13 protein-coding genes are annotated in these 18797 nt (G+C 51.7%); 12 read left to right on the forward strand and 1 reads right to left on the reverse strand.

Annotated elements, in window-relative coordinates; genetic code table 11:
* Window positions 1-54 precede the first annotated feature (54 nt).
* The 5 genes from ACJJIB_RS07260 (at window position 55) to ACJJIB_RS07280 (ending at window position 6445) form a co-directional block, all read left to right on the forward strand.
* The gene (locus tag ACJJIB_RS07260; RefSeq protein WP_444888374.1) at window positions 55-1887 is read left to right on the forward strand and encodes an ABCB family ABC transporter ATP-binding protein/permease; all 1833 of its coding nucleotides are present in this window, start codon (window positions 55-57) and stop codon (window positions 1885-1887) included.
* A 72-nt stretch (window positions 1888-1959) separates the two neighbouring features.
* Complete coding sequence (locus ACJJIB_RS07265; RefSeq protein ID WP_444888375.1) at window positions 1960-3678, forward strand: DUF8614 domain-containing protein; 1719 nt, start codon at window positions 1960-1962, stop codon at window positions 3676-3678.
* Window positions 3679-3987: 309 nt separating this feature from the next.
* Window positions 3988-4647 carry a glutathione S-transferase family protein gene (locus tag ACJJIB_RS07270; RefSeq protein ID WP_444888376.1) on the forward strand — a complete coding sequence of 220 codons (660 nt, stop codon included), beginning with the start codon at window positions 3988-3990 and terminating at the stop codon, window positions 4645-4647.
* A gap of 265 nt (window positions 4648-4912) precedes the next feature.
* Window positions 4913-5464, forward strand: coding sequence for a hypothetical protein (locus ACJJIB_RS07275; RefSeq protein WP_444888377.1), 552 nt, complete (start codon window positions 4913-4915; stop codon window positions 5462-5464).
* A gap of 198 nt (window positions 5465-5662) precedes the next feature.
* Window positions 5663-6445, forward strand: a complete 783-nt coding sequence (locus tag ACJJIB_RS07280) for a PhzF family protein (RefSeq protein ID WP_444888378.1) — start codon at window positions 5663-5665, stop codon at window positions 6443-6445.
* A gap of 58 nt (window positions 6446-6503) precedes the next feature.
* Here the strand turns inward: ACJJIB_RS07280 and ACJJIB_RS07285 are convergent, their stop codons facing one another.
* Window positions 6504-9089 (reverse strand): thrombospondin type 3 repeat-containing protein, encoded by a 2586-nt coding sequence (locus ACJJIB_RS07285; protein ID WP_444888379.1) that lies wholly within the window; start codon window positions 9087-9089, stop codon window positions 6504-6506.
* Window positions 9090-9690: 601 nt separating this feature from the next.
* On the opposite strand from ACJJIB_RS07285, the gene ACJJIB_RS07290 reads away from it, so the two are divergent.
* The 7 genes from ACJJIB_RS07290 to ACJJIB_RS07320 all read left to right on the forward strand — a co-directional run bounded on the left by ACJJIB_RS07290 (window position 9691) and on the right by ACJJIB_RS07320 (window position 18740).
* Window positions 9691-11157: an AlkA N-terminal domain-containing protein gene (locus ACJJIB_RS07290; RefSeq protein WP_444888380.1), complete on the forward strand. Its 1467-nt coding sequence runs from the start codon at window positions 9691-9693 to the stop codon at window positions 11155-11157.
* On the forward strand, window positions 11154-11684 hold the full coding sequence (locus ACJJIB_RS07295; protein WP_444888381.1) for a methylated-DNA--[protein]-cysteine S-methyltransferase: 531 nt from the start codon (window positions 11154-11156) through the stop codon (window positions 11682-11684). The genes ACJJIB_RS07290 and ACJJIB_RS07295 overlap by 4 nt, the downstream gene beginning before the upstream one ends.
* Window positions 11685-11782: 98 nt before the next feature.
* Window positions 11783-12319 (forward strand): gamma carbonic anhydrase family protein, encoded by a 537-nt coding sequence (locus ACJJIB_RS07300; RefSeq protein WP_444888382.1) that lies wholly within the window; start codon window positions 11783-11785, stop codon window positions 12317-12319.
* Window positions 12312-12527, forward strand: a complete 216-nt coding sequence (locus ACJJIB_RS07305) for a DUF1289 domain-containing protein (protein WP_444888383.1) — start codon at window positions 12312-12314, stop codon at window positions 12525-12527. The genes ACJJIB_RS07300 and ACJJIB_RS07305 overlap by 8 nt, the downstream gene beginning before the upstream one ends.
* A 58-nt stretch (window positions 12528-12585) precedes the next feature.
* Window positions 12586-16104: a DNA polymerase III subunit alpha gene (dnaE, locus tag ACJJIB_RS07310; protein WP_444888384.1), complete on the forward strand. Its 3519-nt coding sequence runs from the start codon at window positions 12586-12588 to the stop codon at window positions 16102-16104.
* A gap of 92 nt (window positions 16105-16196) precedes the next feature.
* Window positions 16197-17153 carry an acetyl-CoA carboxylase carboxyltransferase subunit alpha gene (locus ACJJIB_RS07315; protein ID WP_252085077.1) on the forward strand — a complete coding sequence of 319 codons (957 nt, stop codon included), beginning with the start codon at window positions 16197-16199 and terminating at the stop codon, window positions 17151-17153.
* Between the two features lie 327 nt (window positions 17154-17480).
* Complete coding sequence (locus ACJJIB_RS07320) at window positions 17481-18740, forward strand: sugar MFS transporter (protein WP_444888385.1); 1260 nt, start codon at window positions 17481-17483, stop codon at window positions 18738-18740.
* The last annotated feature ends 57 nt before the right edge of the window (window positions 18741-18797 follow it).

Here is an 18797-nt window from a genome sequence, read left to right on the forward strand (position 1 = left end):
TAACCCTTTAAGTCTATTTATAATAGGCGGCTATTTTTCCTTCCGGAACTGATTATGCCGAGACCCAAGTCCACTGTTTCTCTGGACGAGGTGCACTGGGGTGCGCTGAAAACCCTGTTCCCCTACTTATTGGAGTTTCGCCGGGCTGTCGCCCTGGCAATTTTGTGCCTGATTGGGGCAAAAATTGCGGGGGTCACTTTACCCTTTATCCTCAAGCATATCGTCGACAATCTGGATAAAACCGGTGGTGTTGCCCAAGCCATAGCTCTGCCACTGGGGCTGTTATTGGCTTATGGTGCGGTGCGATTCTCCAGCACTCTGTTTGGTGAGTTGCGGGATACCATCTTTGGCCGGGTGACGGAACGGGCTCAGCGTCGAGTTGGCCTGGAGGTATTTCGGCACCTACACAAGTTGGATATGGACTTTCACTTGGATCGGCGTACCGGGGGGCTCTCTCGGGATATTGAAAGGGGCAATAGCGGCATCGGCTTTTTGATGCGCTTTATGGTGTTCAATATCGTACCCACTCTGCTTGAGATCGCCATGGTAGCGGGCTTGCTCTGGTGGAATTACAGCGGCGTGTTTGCTCTGGTAGTGCTGGTCGCCGTTATTGTTTATATCGGCTTCTCTGTCGTGGCCACAGAGTGGCGCACCCGTTTTGTACGCGCCCTGAATGAAGCCGAATCCCAGGCCAGCAGTCGTTCGGTAGACAGCTTGCTCAACTATGAGACGGTGAAATATTTTGCCAATGAGCGGCATGAAGCGAATCACTACGATCGTGAGCTGGCGGTATGGGAGCGGGCCCGGCGTAAAAACCGCCTATCGCTATTTAGCCTGAACACTGGCCAGGCACTGATTATTGCCTCTGCCATGTGCGCAGCGATGGTTTTGGCGGCGGTAGGCGTGACCAAAGGGCAGATGACCATCGGAGATTTTGTCCTGGTTAACGCCTTTATGATGCAAATTTTTATCCCGCTGAATTTTCTCGGTTTTGTCTATCGGGAAATGAAAGGTGCCCTGGCCAATATTGAAAAGATGTTCTCTTTGCTCAGGGTTAAGCCAGCGGTGGCCGATCAGTCCGAGGCCTCAGATTTGCAAGTGCAGGAAGGGCGAATTGAATTTGATGCAGTGCGCTTTGGCTACAAAGACAATCGTGAAATTCTACGCCAAGTTAGCTTCTCCGTGCTGCCACGCCAGAAAGTGGCGATTGTGGGAGCCAGCGGGGCCGGTAAGTCGACCCTGTTTAAGTTGTTGTTCCGCTTTTATGATGTAAGTGATGGGTCGATTCGCATTGATGGCCAGGATATTCGTACGGTCAGTCAGGAATCCTTGCGTCGCGCTATTGGTGTGGTGCCCCAGGATGCGGTGTTATTCAACCAATCAATCAAAGAAAATGTGCGTTATGGGCGGGTGGATGCCACTGATGAGGAAGTGATGGCTGCAATTCATCATGCTCACCTGTCGGATTTTGTCCGCCAGCTGCCCCAGGGGGTGGATACTCTGGTTGGTGAGCGCGGCCTTAAGCTATCCGGTGGTGAAAAACAGCGGGTTGCCATAGCGCGGGCGCTGCTCAAAAAACCACCGATTATGATTTTTGATGAAGCCACCTCCTCTCTGGACAGTCGTTCGGAACGCAGTATTGTCGCCTCTCTGAAAGAAATTGCCCGCGAACAGACCACACTGGTGATCGCCCACCGTCTTTCGACAATTGTGGATGCCGATAAGATTTTGGTCATGGATCAAGGCCAGATCGTTGAGCAGGGTTCCCACAGCCAGCTTCTGGAGGAAGGCGGGCACTATGCGACCCTGTGGCGCATGCAGCAGCAGGAGCGTACGGCTGGAATAGGAGAGGAAACTCCTGTGGCTTCTCAGGTGGCGGAGCCATAAAAGCCTGTCTTGATAATTGTGTTTAGCCAGACTAATGTGGCGCCGAAACAAAAAAATGATAGGCAGAGCGATATGACCATTCCCTTTCACACTACCAAGATCGCTGCCGCACTGCTGGCCATGGCGCTGGTGGGCGGCTGTAGCAAAGACAAACAGGCCGAGGAAATCCGTAAAGATGAAGCGGAGGCACAGATTGTAGAATCTGAGACGGTCACACCGCCCGCAGGCCAAGCCATAGAAAACGCTGATAAGCGTTTTAATATTTATGTACCGGTAGAACTTACCGCTGATATGAGTAATCTTAGCGAGAATCAGCGTAAGATGATCGGCCTGTTGATTGATGCCAGCCGGATTATGGATCGACTGTTCTGGTTGCAGTCCTACGGCCCAGCAGAAGTGCTGCTGCCTGATATCGAAGACAACCGCGCGCGCAAGTTTGCCGAGATTAATTACGGTCCTTGGGATCGCCTCAATGACAATAAGCCGTTTATCACTGGCTACGGTCTCAAACCCCTGGGTGCCAACTTCTATCCGGCAGATATGACTCGCGAAGAGTTTGAGAACTGGGACCAACCTGGAAAAGATGGCCTCTACTCTCTGGTGCGCCGCAACGATGCCGGTAAGCTGGAGCTGATCCCCTACAGCAAAGCCTACAATGCTGACCTGAAGAAGGCAGCGGATATCCTGCGCCAGGCAGCCGCGCTGGCGGAAAGTAAAGAATTCGCCAACTATCTGGGCATGCGTGCCGACGCGCTGCTCAATGATAATTTCCGTCCCAGCGATATGGCATGGATGGACATGAAGGAAAATGATATCGACGTAGTGATCGGCCCCATTGAAAACTACGAAGATCAAATGTTCGCCTATCGCACGGCTTACGAGTCTTACGTACTCCTCAAAGATAAAGAGTGGAGTAAGAAGCTGGCCAAGTTTGCTGCACTGTTGCCTGAATTACAGGAAGGCTTGCCGGTAGAAGAAAAGTACAAGGCCGAAGAGCCAGGTACCGATTCTGATCTGAATGCGTACGATGTACTTTTCTACGCAGGTCACAGCAATGCGGGTTCCAAGACGATTGCCATTAACCTGCCTAACGATGAAGAAGTTCAGCTGGCGAAAGGCACTCGTCGGCTGCAGCTGAAAAACGCTATGCGTGCCAAGTTTGACAAGATCCTGGTGCCCATCAGCGATGTATTGATTGCTCCAGATCAGCGCAAGCACATCACATTCCCCGCTTTCTTTGCCAATACCATGTTCCACGAGGTGGCGCACGGCCTGGGTATTAAGAAGACTGTGACCGGCGGAGCAAATGTACGCCAGGTGTTGAAGGAGACTTCTTCCTCTCTGGAAGAAGGCAAAGCCGATATTCTCGGCCTTTATATGGTGACCCGCTTGCATGAGAAAGGCGAGATCCAAGAGGGCGAGCTGATGGATAACTACGTTACCTTCCTCGCTGGTATTTTCCGCAGCGTGCGCTTCGGTGCAGCCAGTGCCCACGGTAAGGCCAATATGATGCGCTTTAACTTCTTCAAAGAGCAGGGCGCCTTTACCCGCGATCCGAAAACCGGTCAATACAGTGTGGATTTCGAAAAAATGCAGCAGGCCATGACCAACCTGTCGCGCCTGATCCTGACTATTCAGGGTGATGGTAACTACGAGCAGGCCAAAACTCTGCTCGCTGAAAAAGGGGTTATCGGTCCTGAGTTGCAGGCTGACCTGGATCGATTGGCAGAGGCGGATATACCCGTGGATGTTACTTTCATCCAGGGTAAAGAAGTTCTTGGCTTGAAGTAAAGCTAAGCAAATTTTCATCTTAAAAACCCGGCATTTGCCGGGTTTTTTATTTTTACCTGGAATAAACTCTTAGGGAAAAAGTAGGGGAAAGTTTAGATGCAACATATATTGAGTATCAGATATTGCTTTTACGGAGACTCTTTTATCGGTTGATAGAAAAAGCTAAGTGATTAATCACAAAAAATGAGGAGGTTTACATTGAAGAAACACTAAAGTAGGTTGATCATCATTTTGGATTTATAGTTGAGTCTATTTAATTACCCTGTTATCTGTTTTAAAGACCGTATCTAAAAATTTTAAGGGAAAAACATGGAACGTATTTTATACACTGGTACTAAAAATGCCTCCAGCTGGGCTTTTCGGGCATGGCTACCTTTTAGGGAGCTGGGTATTGAATTTGAAGAGCAGGTTGTTGATATTCGCAAGCCGCAGCGCTTTGAAAATCTTCGCCGGATTGGTGAGATATCCCCCGCTGTTTCAGTACCCGTATTGGTTGAAAACCAGAGTGTTATTTTTGATTCCCTAGCCATTATGGAATATGCCAACGATATTGGCGGCGGAAGTTTACTTCCCTCAGATCCTTTGGCCAAGGCTAGAGCACGTTCTTTCTTAAGTTGGCAACATGCGGGTCTCTCAGGGTTGTGTCCACGACTTTCTTTTGAAAGCGCTTTTTATCAGGATAAGCGTCAGATGACCCAGTCTGAGCAGGCAGATGCGGAGCGACTGTTTCACTGCTGGGAGCAAGAATTAGCCCATAGTGGTGGCCCTTACCTTTGTGGTGATCTCTCCCTCGCAGATCTGGTACTGGTGCCCACGGTTATCAGGTTGTATACCCATAGCCCGGAAATGTGCGATTGGCCCCGGGCTCATCAATGGGTAATGAGGCTTCTGGCAAGAGAGAGTGTGGAAGAGTGGATGTCGGAAGCCAAAAGCTTGCCGCCGGTAATTCTGGATGACTACCGAAGGTAAAGAGGAGAGAGGCTTCCATTACTGGTTTCCTCACTCAATGGGTACTTTAGGAACTAGTTCTTTTACCTCTTTGTGTCGTCCTCAAATGGCGTATATAACCTGAAAAATGAAGGAAGCTGCGTATTTTATGTGGGAAGATCCGCAAATGTGAACCTATAGATTATCCAAGAAAAAAAGACGACTAGAATAGGGTGTGATATACGTCAGATTTGCCCAGTGGAATTGGGCGGTCCATATCTAAAAATTAAGGATAATTATTAGAACTATGAAAATACCAGCCCTGGTTCTTGCCTTCTTCTTTAGTCAGTATGTACAGGCGTCTTGTCAATTAGAGGAATATGAACGTTTTCTAAACACCCAGAGTTTAGTGATGTTGGAGGCGTCTGTGCAGTTGTTTGAAGAAGATAAAGATAAATTCAAAATAATAAAGCCGTTTGTGAAGTTGGAAGTTAGAAATAACAAACTGAAAGTCTATATCGCCAAGAAACTTAGTGAGTTGAACCCCGAGGTGTTAAATCTAAAGGGGCCAATTGCAAACTATGTGCCCAGTGTGTCTGTTCAGATAATGCCGGATGGATCAATACGGGATAAGGTTGACCTTGCTATGTCCAAGGATAAATTTTATAGAAGTGAAAAGTCGGCCATGAAGCCGATTGAAAAATTATACCTCTATCATGACGGCATGACGGAGCTTGAGAAAAAGCGCTTTCTCTCGGCCAGGAATTCCTTGAGTGCACATATGGAAACCAATGCGCAGTTTGAGTTTATGAAGCGGGCTTTTACTACCTCCCTGGCAAGTGTTTGCCCTTTGGATTGATAGAGTTCTGGAGTATGCGGTATGGATAAGGTGAAAATGTAATTTAATATTTAAAGCCAGGTTTCTACTTAAAGGGGCACTAAGTTGTCCCTTTTTTATATTTGTTTATTTTGTGCTGCGTTGTATATATTGCCTGTAATAGAGGCGCTACTAGTAATAATCTAGTTGTTATTTTATAAGTGGGAAGTTTAGAAGAACATGGAAATTAATATTTATCAGGTAGATGCCTTTGCATCCAGTATGTTTTCTGGTAATCCGGCCGCGGTTTGTCCACTTGATGAGTGGCTCACAGATATACAGATGCAGAATATTGCTGAAGAAAATAACTTATCTGAAACGGCTTTTTTTGTTCCAGAGGGAGAGGGTTATAGGCTGCGATGGTTTACACCTGAAGCTGAGGTGGATCTCTGTGGTCATGCCACCCTGGCAGCAGCCCATGTTTTGTTTAAACATTTATCGTACGCAAAGCCTGTTATCAACTTCGAAACTCGCAGTGGCTTGTTAAAAGTGGGGCTCTGCGAAGGCGGCTATAAAATGCGATTTCCTATCAGTATCCCTGCCCCAACGGAATGTCCCTCAGGTTTGGCTGAGGCTTTAAGTGTGGTTCCTGTGAAAACTTTGGCTGCCTTTGACTATATCGTGGTATTGGATAGCGAGACTCAACTAAAGAGCGTTAAGCCTAATTTCATGTTGCTAGCTGAGCTCGATTTGAGGGGGGTGGTGATTACCGCACCGGGAGATCACTGTGATTTTGTCAGTCGCTGTTTTTTTCCCAAGCTGCGAGTCAATGAAGACCCCGTAACAGGATCTGCACATTGCGAGTTGGCACCCTATTGGAGTCAGGTTTTGGGTAAGTCACATCTCAATGCAATGCAGCTATCAAAGAGGCGCGGAGTGCTCACCTGTGAGGTTGTAGGTGATGAGGTTATTCTTATCGGCCAAGCCGTTGACTATATGCGCGGTCAAATATCGTTTCAATAAACCTTTTTAAACATAAAGCCCCGGAACTCGGGGCTTTATTGTTTTTATAAGGGCTTTACTACGGCAGGCTTAAAGGAACCGCACAGGCGAGATAGATATCCAGCTTGTTATTGGTGAGCTCCAATCCGCCAAGCGTCAGGCGTACCTGGTTAAAGTCTGCCTGAGTATTTGCCAGTAACAGGCGGTGATTCTGGGCACCATTGACCTTAAATGGAGCCAACCTATAACCGCTGATGCTTTCACCTGTAGCAGTTCCGTCCAGATAGGTACTGATGGTAATGCTGTTGAGGTAGATAAGATCCAGTACTGAGCTCGTATTTTCCACCAGGAAGCTAAGCAGGTAGCGACCACTTTTCACGTTACTGTGGTTGACCTGGATATAAGTGCTGCCTCCAGCGCCACTCGCAACTTCCATTCTGGCGGCATCGGAGAGTATTCCATTGCCTACTTTGGCCAATGAAACTACTGAGCAGCCATCGCAGGGAGCATTGATACCATGTTCCAGCTCTGTGCTAGCGCCATCCATTATTTCAAGCCCCTCGAAGGAAGTGCATGAAAGGACAGTATCGTAGTCACAGGCGTCACCAATGCCGTCCTGATCCGAGTCTTCTCCATTCGGGTTCCAGGTTTGAGGGCAGTTATCTGAGGTGTTTTCCACACCATCGTTATCTACGTCGGGGTCGCAGGCGTCGCCCTGTCCGTCTCCATCACTATCCGTTTGCGTTGGATTGGAAATAGCTGGGCAGTTATCTGCGCTGTCATCCAGGGTGTCATTATCGATATCACTATCGCAGGCGTCGCCGTTGCCATCTTCATCCCCGTCTTCCTGCTCTGGGTTTGGCACATTCGGGCAGTTGTCTAAGGTGTCCTCGATACTATCTCCATCGACATCGTTGTCACAATGATCACCACTTCCGTCGCCGTCACTATCGCTTTGATCATTGGGAACGAAGGGACAGTTATCTTGTTCATTCGTCGTACCATCGCCATCCCGGTCATTGTCACAAATGTCTCCCAGGCCATCGTTGTCCTGGTCTGATTGATTCGGGTTCGCTACTGCGGGGCAATTGTCCACACCATCGTCGAAGCTATCGTTATCTGCATCGGTATTGGTATCGCAGGCATCCCCGACGCCGTCCCCATCATGATCCTCCTGGAGTGTGTTGGGGTTATGGGGACAATTGTCACTGCTATTTATGATGCCATCGTTATCCAGATCGGGGTCGCAGGCGTCACCGAGGTAGTCTGCGTCGCTATCCTTTTGATGGGCATTGGGGTCGAAGCGACAGTTATCGATCAGGTCGATGATACCGTCGTTATCATCGTCGCTGTCACAGATATCGCCGATCTGGTCACTATCGTTATTGGCTTGGTCTCGATTGGGAATGGCAGGGCAGTTATCTTCTGTGTTGGCACTGCCGTCACCATCCTTATCGCTGTCACAGGCGTCACCAATACCGTCTCCGTCTCGGTCGAATTGGCTGGTATTGGCAATGCTTACACAGTTGTCGACATAGTCAGTAATTAAATCCCCGTCGATATCAGAGTTGTTATCACAGGCATCGCCGAAGCTGTCACCGTCGGTATCTACCTGGTCCTCATTGGCCACGAGGGGGCAATTGTCTGCATCGTTGTCTACCCCATCGCCATCCCGGTCGGAGTCACATAGGTCGCCTCTGCCATCTCTATCGGTGTCGGTTTGATCTGCATTGGCATCGACGGGACAATTATCGGCATGGTCTTCAATGCCATCCGCATCATCATCGCTATCGCATAGATCGCCCTTTCCATCGGAGTCGATATCACTTTGGTCGGTATTGGCGATAGAAGGACAATTATCAGCTTCATTATCAATGCCGTCGTTATCGAGGTCCGGATCGCAGACATTGCCTAATCCATCGTTGTCCTGATCCTCTTGTGCTGGGTTTGGTTTGCCAGGACAGTTGTCACTGATATCTTCGATGCTATCACCGTCATCGTCGTTATCGCAGGCGTTGCCCGTGCCGTCGTTGTCGGTATCCACTTGATCTTCGTTGGGCACTTGCGGGCAGTTGTCTACACCATCATCCAGGCCATCATTGTCGGTATCACTGTCGCTATCACATAGATCGCCAATGCCGTCATTGTCTAGATCGGTTTGGTCTGGGTTGGAGACGGTAGGGCAGTTATCGAGGCTATTGGTGAAGTCATCGCCATCGAGGTCGTTATCGCAGCTGTCACCGACACCATCGCCATCCATGTCACTCTGTTCATGGTTGGCGTTTGCAGGACAGTTATCCGAATCGTTGACTACTTCATCACCATCGAGATCTTCATCGCAGGCATTGCCAACTTTATCGCCGTCACTATCTGCCTGATCGATATTGGCGATTTGTGGGCAGTTATCTTCTAAGTCCAGGTGATTATCATTGTCATCATCGTTGTCACAGGCATCACCGCTACCGTCGCTGTCGAGGTCATCTTGGGAGGGATTACTGATGCTGGGGCAGTTATCGTCGGAATTGCGAACGCCATCTCCATCACTGTCTGTCACATTGGAGCCCGGGGGGAAGTTATCGGCGGCTCGGGCTTTTCCTTTGTCCGATCCGCAGGCACTCAATAGCAGTAGCGAAAGAAAAAATACAATTAATGATATTTTTGACATGCTTTGAAATCTCTGGAAACAAATACTTTTTTGTTATCTGTTGGGGAAGAACTGTCATTTGCTACGAGAAAATAGAAGTGAAAATAAGTGCCCACTTCTTGAAGGTTGCTTCCCTATAGATGTAATTGGTGGAGTAAATATCTGATTTTTATTTCTTATCAGAATAGATAGGCCACCGAATTTCGATGTGGATAAATATGTGTGATTTCTCTGAATAAAGGTAATGATTGAAAAAATAATGGCAGTTTATTTTTTAGTTTTCTTGTTGGCAGTGAGGGAGGTGAAAATGCCTGCACATTTGTGCTGAGAAATTTTCAACTTGTTGCCGGTGTGTATTTTTGATGGGGAATAAGCGGAAAGACGTTGATAGTTTTGAAAATTTCTTGTGAGCTGTAAAGAGTAATCAGGTGCGTAAATTAATCGGGTAACCGGATATAGTCCTTGCCGCGGCAAACGTTCGTTATGTGAATTTATTTCTCATGATAACGAAGGCTTGAGTCTTGTTATGACTATCGGGTCTATGGCTTTTGGGTCAGTTCCGTTTTTGACTAGTTTCCAAGGCAGCGTGGAAATACACTGTAGGTCAGATTCGGGAGGGTAAATGAAAATTGATGCGGCAATTTGTTCCAGTGCGCGGCTTGCCCGTGATCGGCGTTTTGATGGGCGTTTTTTTACGGCGGTGAAGACGACAGGTATCTTCTGTCGACCCATCTGCCCCGCTCGGCCACCGTTGGAGCGCAATGTCACTTATTTTGAAACTGCGGCGGAGGCGGCCAATGCGGGCTTTAGGCCCTGCCTGCGCTGTCGCCCCGATTCTGCGCCGGGCAGTCCAGCTTGGGGATTGGTTTCGACCACCGTGCAGCGCGCTTTAAAACTGATGCGCAGTGAGCGCGAGCCTCAATCTGTGGAGCGATTGGCAGAGCGTCTCGGGGTCAGCAGCCGCTATTTACGCCGTCTGTTCTCTGAGCACTTGGGGGTAAGCCCCTTGGCGGTTTGGCAAACCGAGCGGGCACTGTTTGCTTTTCGTTTACTACGAGATACGGACCTGCCTATTGCTGAAATTGCCTATGAGTCAGGTTTTAACAGCTTGAGACGCTTTAACGGCGTATTCAAACAGATCTATCAACGCACTCCATCCGAGGTGCGCAGGGAGGGGCACGCAGTGCGCGCGGAGAAGGCGAGTGCGACTCGGGTGCGGTTGTACCTGGATTACCGCCCGCCATTAGATTGGCAGCAACTCCTGGCTTTTTTGGGAACTCGCGCTTTGGCGGGGGTAGAGCAGGTGGAGGGGGAGGTCTATTCACGCAGTTTCGAACTGGATGCTTGTCGTGGCGTGATGGAGGTCTCCCACGACCCGGAACGCAATCGCCTGGTAGTGGAGGTTTTTGGTCAGGAAGGTGGGGCAGGGTTATATCTGCTGAACCAGCGCCTGCGCCGGCTGTTTGATCTGGATGCGGATATTGAGGAGATCCAGACAGTATTAAACGAAGATCCATTGCTGGCAGATCAGTTGGCGAAGAATCCGGGCCTGCGCTTGCCCGGTGCCTGGGACCCATTCGAATATGCACTGCGGGCGATTCTCGGTCAGCAGATCAGTGTCGCGGCGGCGACCACTATTGCCGGACGTATAGTGGCCCGCTACGGGGAGTCGTTTGTAGACGATGCTGGCAGAGAGCGGTTTTTATTCCCAACGGCCGAGCGTCTCGCTGAGGCGGACTTTGCGGATCTGGGTTTGACTCGGGCTCGGATGAAAACCCTACAGGAGTTTGTTGCCGCAACTTTGGATGGCCGTGTGAGTTTTGCCGATCAGTCCCTGGAGGATTGGTGCAGCCAGGCCACAGCACTGCCGGGTATTGGCGATTGGACGGCGCATTATATCGCTATGCGTGGCCTGTCGATGCCGGACGCTTTCCCCGCGTCGGATTTGGGTATTCTACAAGCCTTGGGCAGTGATGGTGAAAAGGCAAAACCCAAGCAGGTCCTGGAGCGGGCAGAGCAGTGGCGGCCTTGGCGGGCATATGGAGCCATTTTGTTGTGGCAGTCCCTGAAATCTGGAGAGAAAAAATGATTGTCTATGAGAGTTACACCACGGAATTGGGGGATGTTGCCATCGCGGCCTGCGAGCAGGAGGGAGAGGGGCTCTCCCGAGGCGCCAGAGGTATAGTTGCACTCCAGTTTTATGATGATGAACGACCATTGCGTTTGGGGGGCGGTTGGCAGCGGGGCGCCTCGGAGCTGACGGATTTGGCCGCCCAGCAGTTGCGGGAATATATCGCCGGCCAGCGCAAAAGCTTCGATCTGCCTCTGGTGCCAAAAGGCACTGAATTCCAGCGCCGGGTTTGGGATGCGCTGTTGCAAATTCCCTTTGGCGAAACTCGCAGTTACAGCCAGCAAGCCCAGTGGTTGGGCCAGCCACGGGCTATTCGCGCGGTGGCGCGGGCCAATGGTGCAAATCCGATTGCCATCGTTATTCCCTGCCACCGCGTGATCGGAGCCAATGGCAGCCTTACCGGCTACGCCGGCGGCCTGTCTTTGAAAGCGCGCTTGCTCACCCTTGAGGGCGCCAACTTTGTCCAGCAGGGCGAGCTGCTCTAGCGGGTCATATTGTGAAAAGCGCAATCATCTCTCCCTAGCCACGGCCTCTTTGGCGCGAGATAATAAGCGGTTCATAATCATATCGAGCCGGAGGCCAAATGCTGTACAGATTGGGGGATAAACAGCCACAACTGGAAGGTGAGGGCCACTATATTGCGCCCGGTGCCCATGTGATTGGAGATGTGCGTATGTTTGCGCACAGCTCCGTATGGTTTAACGCGGTGGTGCGCGGTGACTGTGCGCCTATTACTATCGGTGAATACAGCAACGTACAGGATGGCTCGGTTCTGCATGCCGATGTCGGTGTGCCATTAACCATCGGTACCGGTGTCACCGTAGGCCATAAAGTGATGCTGCACGGCTGTGACATTGGAGATTACAGCCTGATTGGTATCAATGCCGTGATCTTAAACCGGGCCAAAATCGGCAAGTGCTGTATCATTGGCGCCAATGCGCTGGTGACCGAGGGCACAGAAATTCCCGATTACTCTATGGTGCTGGGCTCTCCCGGCAAGGTAGTAAAATCTCTCGATCCCGCCACCTACGAGCTGCTCAAAGCCAGCAGCGATCACTATGCGGCCAACGGCAAACATTTCGCCAGTGAACTGGTCCCGCTTGAGGCTAAAGATGTCTGAACAACCGGTAAAAACCGTGGAGCCGAAAGAGCGCCCGGTGAAATCCCCCTGTATCTCCGTATGTGCCCTGAATGAGCAGGACCTGTGCGAGGGCTGTTTTCGCAGTGGTAATGAAATCAGCCGCTGGGGCTCCATGGATAACGATGAGCGCCGTGCAGTGTTAAAGCTCTGCACCGAGCGCGCGCGGCAAATGGGCCGAATCTGGTAAACAATCGATAGCGCTTTGTCGGGGCCGGGCCTCGCAGGGCCCGGAACTAAATGCGACTATGACCCAACCCTTTGTCCACCTAAGAATTCACTCAGAATTTTCCCTGATCGATGGCCTGGTAAGAATCAAGCCGGCCATCGCCCGCGCCCAGGAGCTGGAAATGCCAGCCCTGGCGATTACCGACCAGTGCAACCTCTACGGGCAGATCAAATTCTACCGGGCCTGTTTGGGCGCCGGTATCAAGCCGATTACCGCAGCGGATTTTTGGCTCAGCGAAGGCGGCGAGGGCAAGCCGACGCTAATTACGCTCTATGCGATGAACGCCGATGGTTACCGCAATATTACCGAGCTGATTTCCCGAGCCTGGATGGAAGGCCAGTACCACGGTAACGCCTATATCAAACGCGAATGGGTTAAGGAGTACAGCGAAGGGGTGCTGATGCTGTCCGGTGCCAAGTACGGCGATGTGGGCCGTGCCCTGGTGGCGGGGCGCCGCGCCCAGGCAGAGGAGCTGGCACGGGAGTGGGCGGAGTTATTCCCCGGCCGCTACTACCTGGAATTACAGCGCACCGGTCGCGCCGGCGATGAGGACTATCTGCACTCGGCGGTGGATTTGGCGCAGGCATTAAATTTGCCAGTGGTAGCCACCAACGATGTGCGCTTTATGGAAGAGAGCGAGTTCGAGGCCCATGAGGTGCGCGTGTGTATTCACGAAGGCCGCGCCCTCGATGACCCCCGCCGCGAGCGCCGTTATTCCGCCGAACAGTATTTCCGCACGCCGGAAGAGATGTGGGAGCTGTTTGGCGATATCCCCGAAGCCCTGCAAAACACCGTGGAGATTGCCAAGCGCTGTTCGGCGCCAATCCAGCTGGGTAAATACTTCCTGCCGGAATACCCGATTCCCGAGGGTATGACCGAAGACCAGTTCTTCGAAAAGGTCTCTTACGAGGGTATGGAGCGGCGCCTCGCCACCATCCTCGACAAATCCGCTGCGGACTATGCCGAGCGCCGCCAGGTCTACGAAGACCGGCTGCGCTTTGAGCTGGATATCATTATCCAGATGGGATTCCCCGGTTACTTCCTGATCGTAATGGACTTTATCCAGTGGGCCAAAGACCACGATATACCGGTGGGCCCGGGGCGGGGTTCCGGTGCCGGCTCCCTGGTGGCTTACTCGCTGGACATTACCGATCTGGACCCGCTGCAATACGATCTGCTGTTCGAACGATTCCTGAACCCGGAGCGGGTGTCGATGCCCGACTTCGATATCGACTTCTGTATGGAGAAGCGCGATCGGGTAATTGGCTACGTTGCGGATAACTATGGCCGCCAAGCGGTGAGCCAGATCATTACTTTCGGAACCATGGCCGCGAAGGCGGTGGTGCGAGATGTGGCGCGGGTGCAGGGCAAGTCCTACGGCCTCGCAGACAAGCTGTCGAAGATGATTCCCCCTGATGTAGGTATGACCCTGCAGAAGGCCTTCGACCAGGAAGAGATATTGCGCGAGTTCCTCGAAAGCGATGACGAGGGCCAGGAAATCTGGGAGATGGCCCTGCAGCTCGAAGGGGTGTCTCGTAATGTGGGCAAGCACGCGGGTGGTGTGGTTATCGCCCCCACCAAGCTCACCGACTTCGCACCGCTCTATTGTGATGAGACCGGTGCAGGCCTGGTGACCCAGTTTGATAAAAACGATGTGGAAGATGCGGGCTTGGTGAAGTTCGACTTTCTCGGCCTGCGGACACTGACCATCATCGACTGGGCCAAGCGCATGGTGGATGAGACCCGTGCGCGCGAGGGGCTGGAACCTCTGGATATCGCCGCGCTGCCACTGGACGATGATGAAACCTTCAAGATGCTCAAGCGGGCAGAGACCACGGCGGTATTCCAGCTGGAATCCCGGGGGATGAAGGACCTGATCAAGCGCCTACAGCCGGACAACCTGGAAGATATGATCGCCCTGGTGGCTCTGTTCCGTCCGGGTCCGCTGCAATCGGGCATGGTTGATGACTTTATTAACCGTAAGCACGGTCGCGCTCAGGTGGCCTACCCGGATGCCAAATACCAGCACGAGAAACTGCAACCGATCCTGGAGCCCACATACGGCGTGATCGTCTACCAGGAACAGGTTATGCAGATCGCCCAGGAGTTGGCGGGCTATACCCTCGGTGGCGCTGACCTGTTGCGCCGGGCGATGGGTAAAAAGAAACCGGAGGAAATGGCCAAACAGAGGGCCACTTTTGAAAATGGGGCAAAAGAGCAAGGAATTGACCCCGAACTTGCGATTAAGATCTTCGACCTGGTAGAGAAGTTCGCAGGCTATGGTTTTAACAAGTCGCACTCTGCGGCTTACGCACTGGTGTCATATCAGACCGCTTGGCTGAAAGCGCACTATCCCGCCCAGTTTATGGCGGCGACCATGTCTTCGGATATGGATAAGACCGATAAGGTGGTGACCTTTATCGAAGAGTGTCGCGCCATGGAGCTGGTGCTGGTGCCGCCGGATGTGAATCTGGGTAGCTTCCAGTTCTCGGTGGACATCGATAACCGCATTATTTACGGTCTCGGTGCCATCAAGGGCCTGGGTGAGGGGCCGATTGAAAATATTATTGCGGCGCGGGAAGAGGGCGGTCCCTTTACCGATCTGTTCGATTTCTGCTCGCGTGTCGATCCGCGCAAGGTGAATAAGCGCGCACTAGAGGCGCTAGTGCGCTCTGGTGCCTTCGACAGCATTGGGCCGGATACTGGCGGCAGTGATGGCTTGGATTATTCCCGCGCGGTGCTGTTTAACGCGCTGGATGAAGCGGTGAAGGCGGCGGAACAGCAAAAGGCTAATGCCAATGCAGGCATGATGGATTTGTTCGGTGAGGTGGTGCCGCAATCTTCCGATGGTGATGTGTACGAGGACTTCCGTCGCACTCGCTGCTGGAGTATTCGCGAGCGCTTGGAGGGTGAGAAAAACACCCTGGGTCTGTATCTCACCGGCCACCCCATTGACGAATATGCCGGTGAGTTACAACACCTGGTGAAGGCGCGAATCGCCGACTTAAAACCTGGCCGCGAAGCGCAAAAAGTGGCGGGCCTGGTGGTTGCCATGCGGGTGATGAAGACCAAGCGTGGCGATTCCATGGCTATTGTTACCCTGGATGATCGCAGCGGCCGTATTGAGGCGGCCATGTTCAGCGAGGCATTTGGCGAACACCGCGATAAGCTGGCTAAGGATGCGCTGCTGGTACTCGAAGGCCCCGTGGCCAATGACGATTACAGCGGCGGTCTGAAAATGACCGTGAATGGGGTTTCCACCCTGGATGAGCTGCGTCAGAGCCGGGTGACCGGTGTGCGTCTGCAAGTCGATACCGGTGTTGTGGCCCCTGGATTAGCCAAGCGTCTGGCCTCGTGTTTGCAGCCCTATACCGGTGGCCAGTGCGGGGTCAGTCTGGAAGTGTTGCGCCACGATGCGCGAGGTCTCTACCGCCTGCCTCCACAATGGAATGTGGAGCCGAATGATCAGATGGTTCAGTCCCTGCGGGAGTTGCTGGGGCGTGAGCGGGTGGCACTTCAATACGCTGAGCGGCGTTAAAGTCCACTGGGCTCGACTGGTCGGTTCTGTACAGTTAAGCTATGTCGCTGTGATTGCCCAGAGGCATGGAAAAGAGTTAAGGCGCAGATTTCATGAATTTCAACTTTCTCGAGTTTGAGCAGCCGATTGCAGAGCTGGAAAGCAAAATTAAAGAGTTGCAGCTGGTCGGGGACGACAATGAGCTGAATATCGCGGATGAAGTGACCCGGCTGCGGGATAAGAGCAGAACTCTGACCGAGTCCATCTACGCAGACCTGAGTCCCTGGCAAGTGGTCCAGGTGGCCAGGCACCCGCAGCGTCCATACTCCAAGGATTATATTGAGCGGCTATTCACCGATTGGGACGAGCTGCATGGCGATCGTCATTTTGGTGATGACAAGGCGATTATTACTGGGATCGCACGCTTGAATGGCAAGCCAGTAGCCGTGATCGGTGAAGAGAAAGGCCGCTCTGTGAACGAGAAGGTTGCACGTAACTTCGGTATGCCTAAGCCGGAGGGCTACCGCAAAGCTTTGCGCATTATGGAAATGGCCGAGCGCTTTAAAATGCCGGTGCTGACTTTGATCGATACTCCAGGGGCTTACCCTGGAATCGACAGTGAAGAGCGCGGCATCAGTGAGGCCATTGCCCAGAACCTAGCGGTGATGTCCCGTTTGCGCACGCCGATTATTTGTACCGTGATTGGTGAGGGTTCTTCCGGTGGTGCTCTGGCAATAGGTGTTGGTGATCAGCTCAATATGCTGCAGTACTCCACCTACTTTGTGATTTCTCCGGAGGGCTGCGCCAATATTATTTGGAAAACCGTAGAGAAGGCTCCACTGGCTGCCGAGGCTATGGGGGTGACTTCCAGTGTGTTGGAGGAGTTAGGTATTGTGGATGAAACCATCCCCGAGCCCCTCGGCGGTGCGCACCGAGATCCGGATGCTATGGCTGAGAGCCTGAAGGAGCGCCTCGGTGAACAACTGGAGCAGTTGAGTGCTATTCCTATTGATGAGTTGCTGGAAAAGCGCTACCAGCGTCTGATGAGCTACGGCAATATCGTTTCTTAATATTCTTAAAAAGGGCAGTCCCGATCATAGCGCTGCCCTTTTTTCTTTCTTTAGAGTCCAGTTTCTTTTTACGAGATCTACTCTATATTTGGCGATTCCCCATTTGTTGGGTTGCTTGTTCCTCTTCTGTTATTTGTTTGCCTCGCTAGTTGAGCGTGCCCAAGGCACTTTACACTGTCCCTACTGCCCCCATTTTTAGCCCCCCTTATCGAAAACCGCTGCGTCGTATCTGTGCCTCCATGGTAGAAAGCAAAAAGAATAACGAGTGTTTAAGTGCTGGCTTGCCATTTACGGTTTAGTTGCGGCAGAAGTTTCTGGGAATCAAATATGGCAATTTTGCAGAGAAATACGGCAACGGATGCTGTGCAGTTGCAAGCTGGTGATCAAGCGGGACAAAAATTTGCGCTGGTAGCTTTGACCTCACTGTTTTTTATGTGGGGATTTATTACCTGTTTGAACGATATCCTGATTCCCTATCTGAAGGGGATTTTTGAGCTGAACTATGCCCAGGCGATGCTGGTGCAATTCTGTTTTTTTGGGGCTTATTTTTTGGTTTCCCTGCCGGCGGGTAGTCTGGTGAGTAAGATTGGTTACCAAAAAGGTATCGTCACCGGCCTCACTATCGCGGTATTGGGTTGCTTACTATTTATTCCTGCGGAGCGCATGGAGGTCTATGGGCTTTTCCTTGGGGCCCTGTTTATTCTCGCTTCCGGTATTACTATCTTACAGGTGTCGGCAAATCCCTATGTTGCCGCCTTGGGAAATGAGCGAACGGCACCCAGCCGACTAACCTTGACTCAGGGCTTTAATGCACTAGGTACCACTGTAGCCCCACAATTCGGTGCATTATTAATTCTCCCAGCTGCGGGAGTTGCCGCCGGCGCAGTCAGTGCCTCGGTGATCGAGGTGCCTTACCTGATTCTGGCGGCTACCCTAGCCGTGTTGGCCCTGGTTTTTGCGTTTTTGAATCTGCCATCTATTGTCAGTAATACTTCACAGACATCATCGCAGGTAGGTGAAGCTTCAGCCTGGAGTTATCGCCATCTCGTTTTAGGAGCGGTAGCGATTTTTGTCTATGTCGGCGCGGAAGTTTCAATCGGAAGTTTCCTGGTGAATTTTATTGCCGAAGACTCCATAGCAGGTCTGGAGGAGTCTGAGGCGGCTTTTTATATCTCACTCTATTGGGGTGGGGCCATGGTTGGGCGCTTTGCCGGCGCCTTGATTATGCGCTTTATTTCCGCGGGGAAAGTACTGGCAATTTGTTCCTTGGGTTCCTGTCTACTTCTGCTTATTACCGTGGCGGCTGATGGCTACCTGGCAATGTATGCTGTTTTGGCGGTGGGGCTGTGTAACTCCATTATGTTCCCAACAATTTTCAGTTTGGCTCTTGCGAGACTTGGCAAGGCGGCTAGCCAGGGTTCTGGTATCTTGTGCTTGGCTATAGTCGGTGGCGCTATAGTGCCGTTATTGCAGGGATTATTGGCGGACCAGGTGGGTATCCAGTTGGCATTTGTCCTGCCTATTTTCTGCTACCTCTATATTCTTTACTACGGTGCCATTGGTCACCGCCCAGACAAACGCGCTTAATTTTTTTCTTCTCTTCTGAGCTCGCTTAGCCGGTATTTTTTTGCCGGCTTTTTTTTG

This window comes from Microbulbifer mixtoriginis (SeqCode), assembly GCF_052467705.1.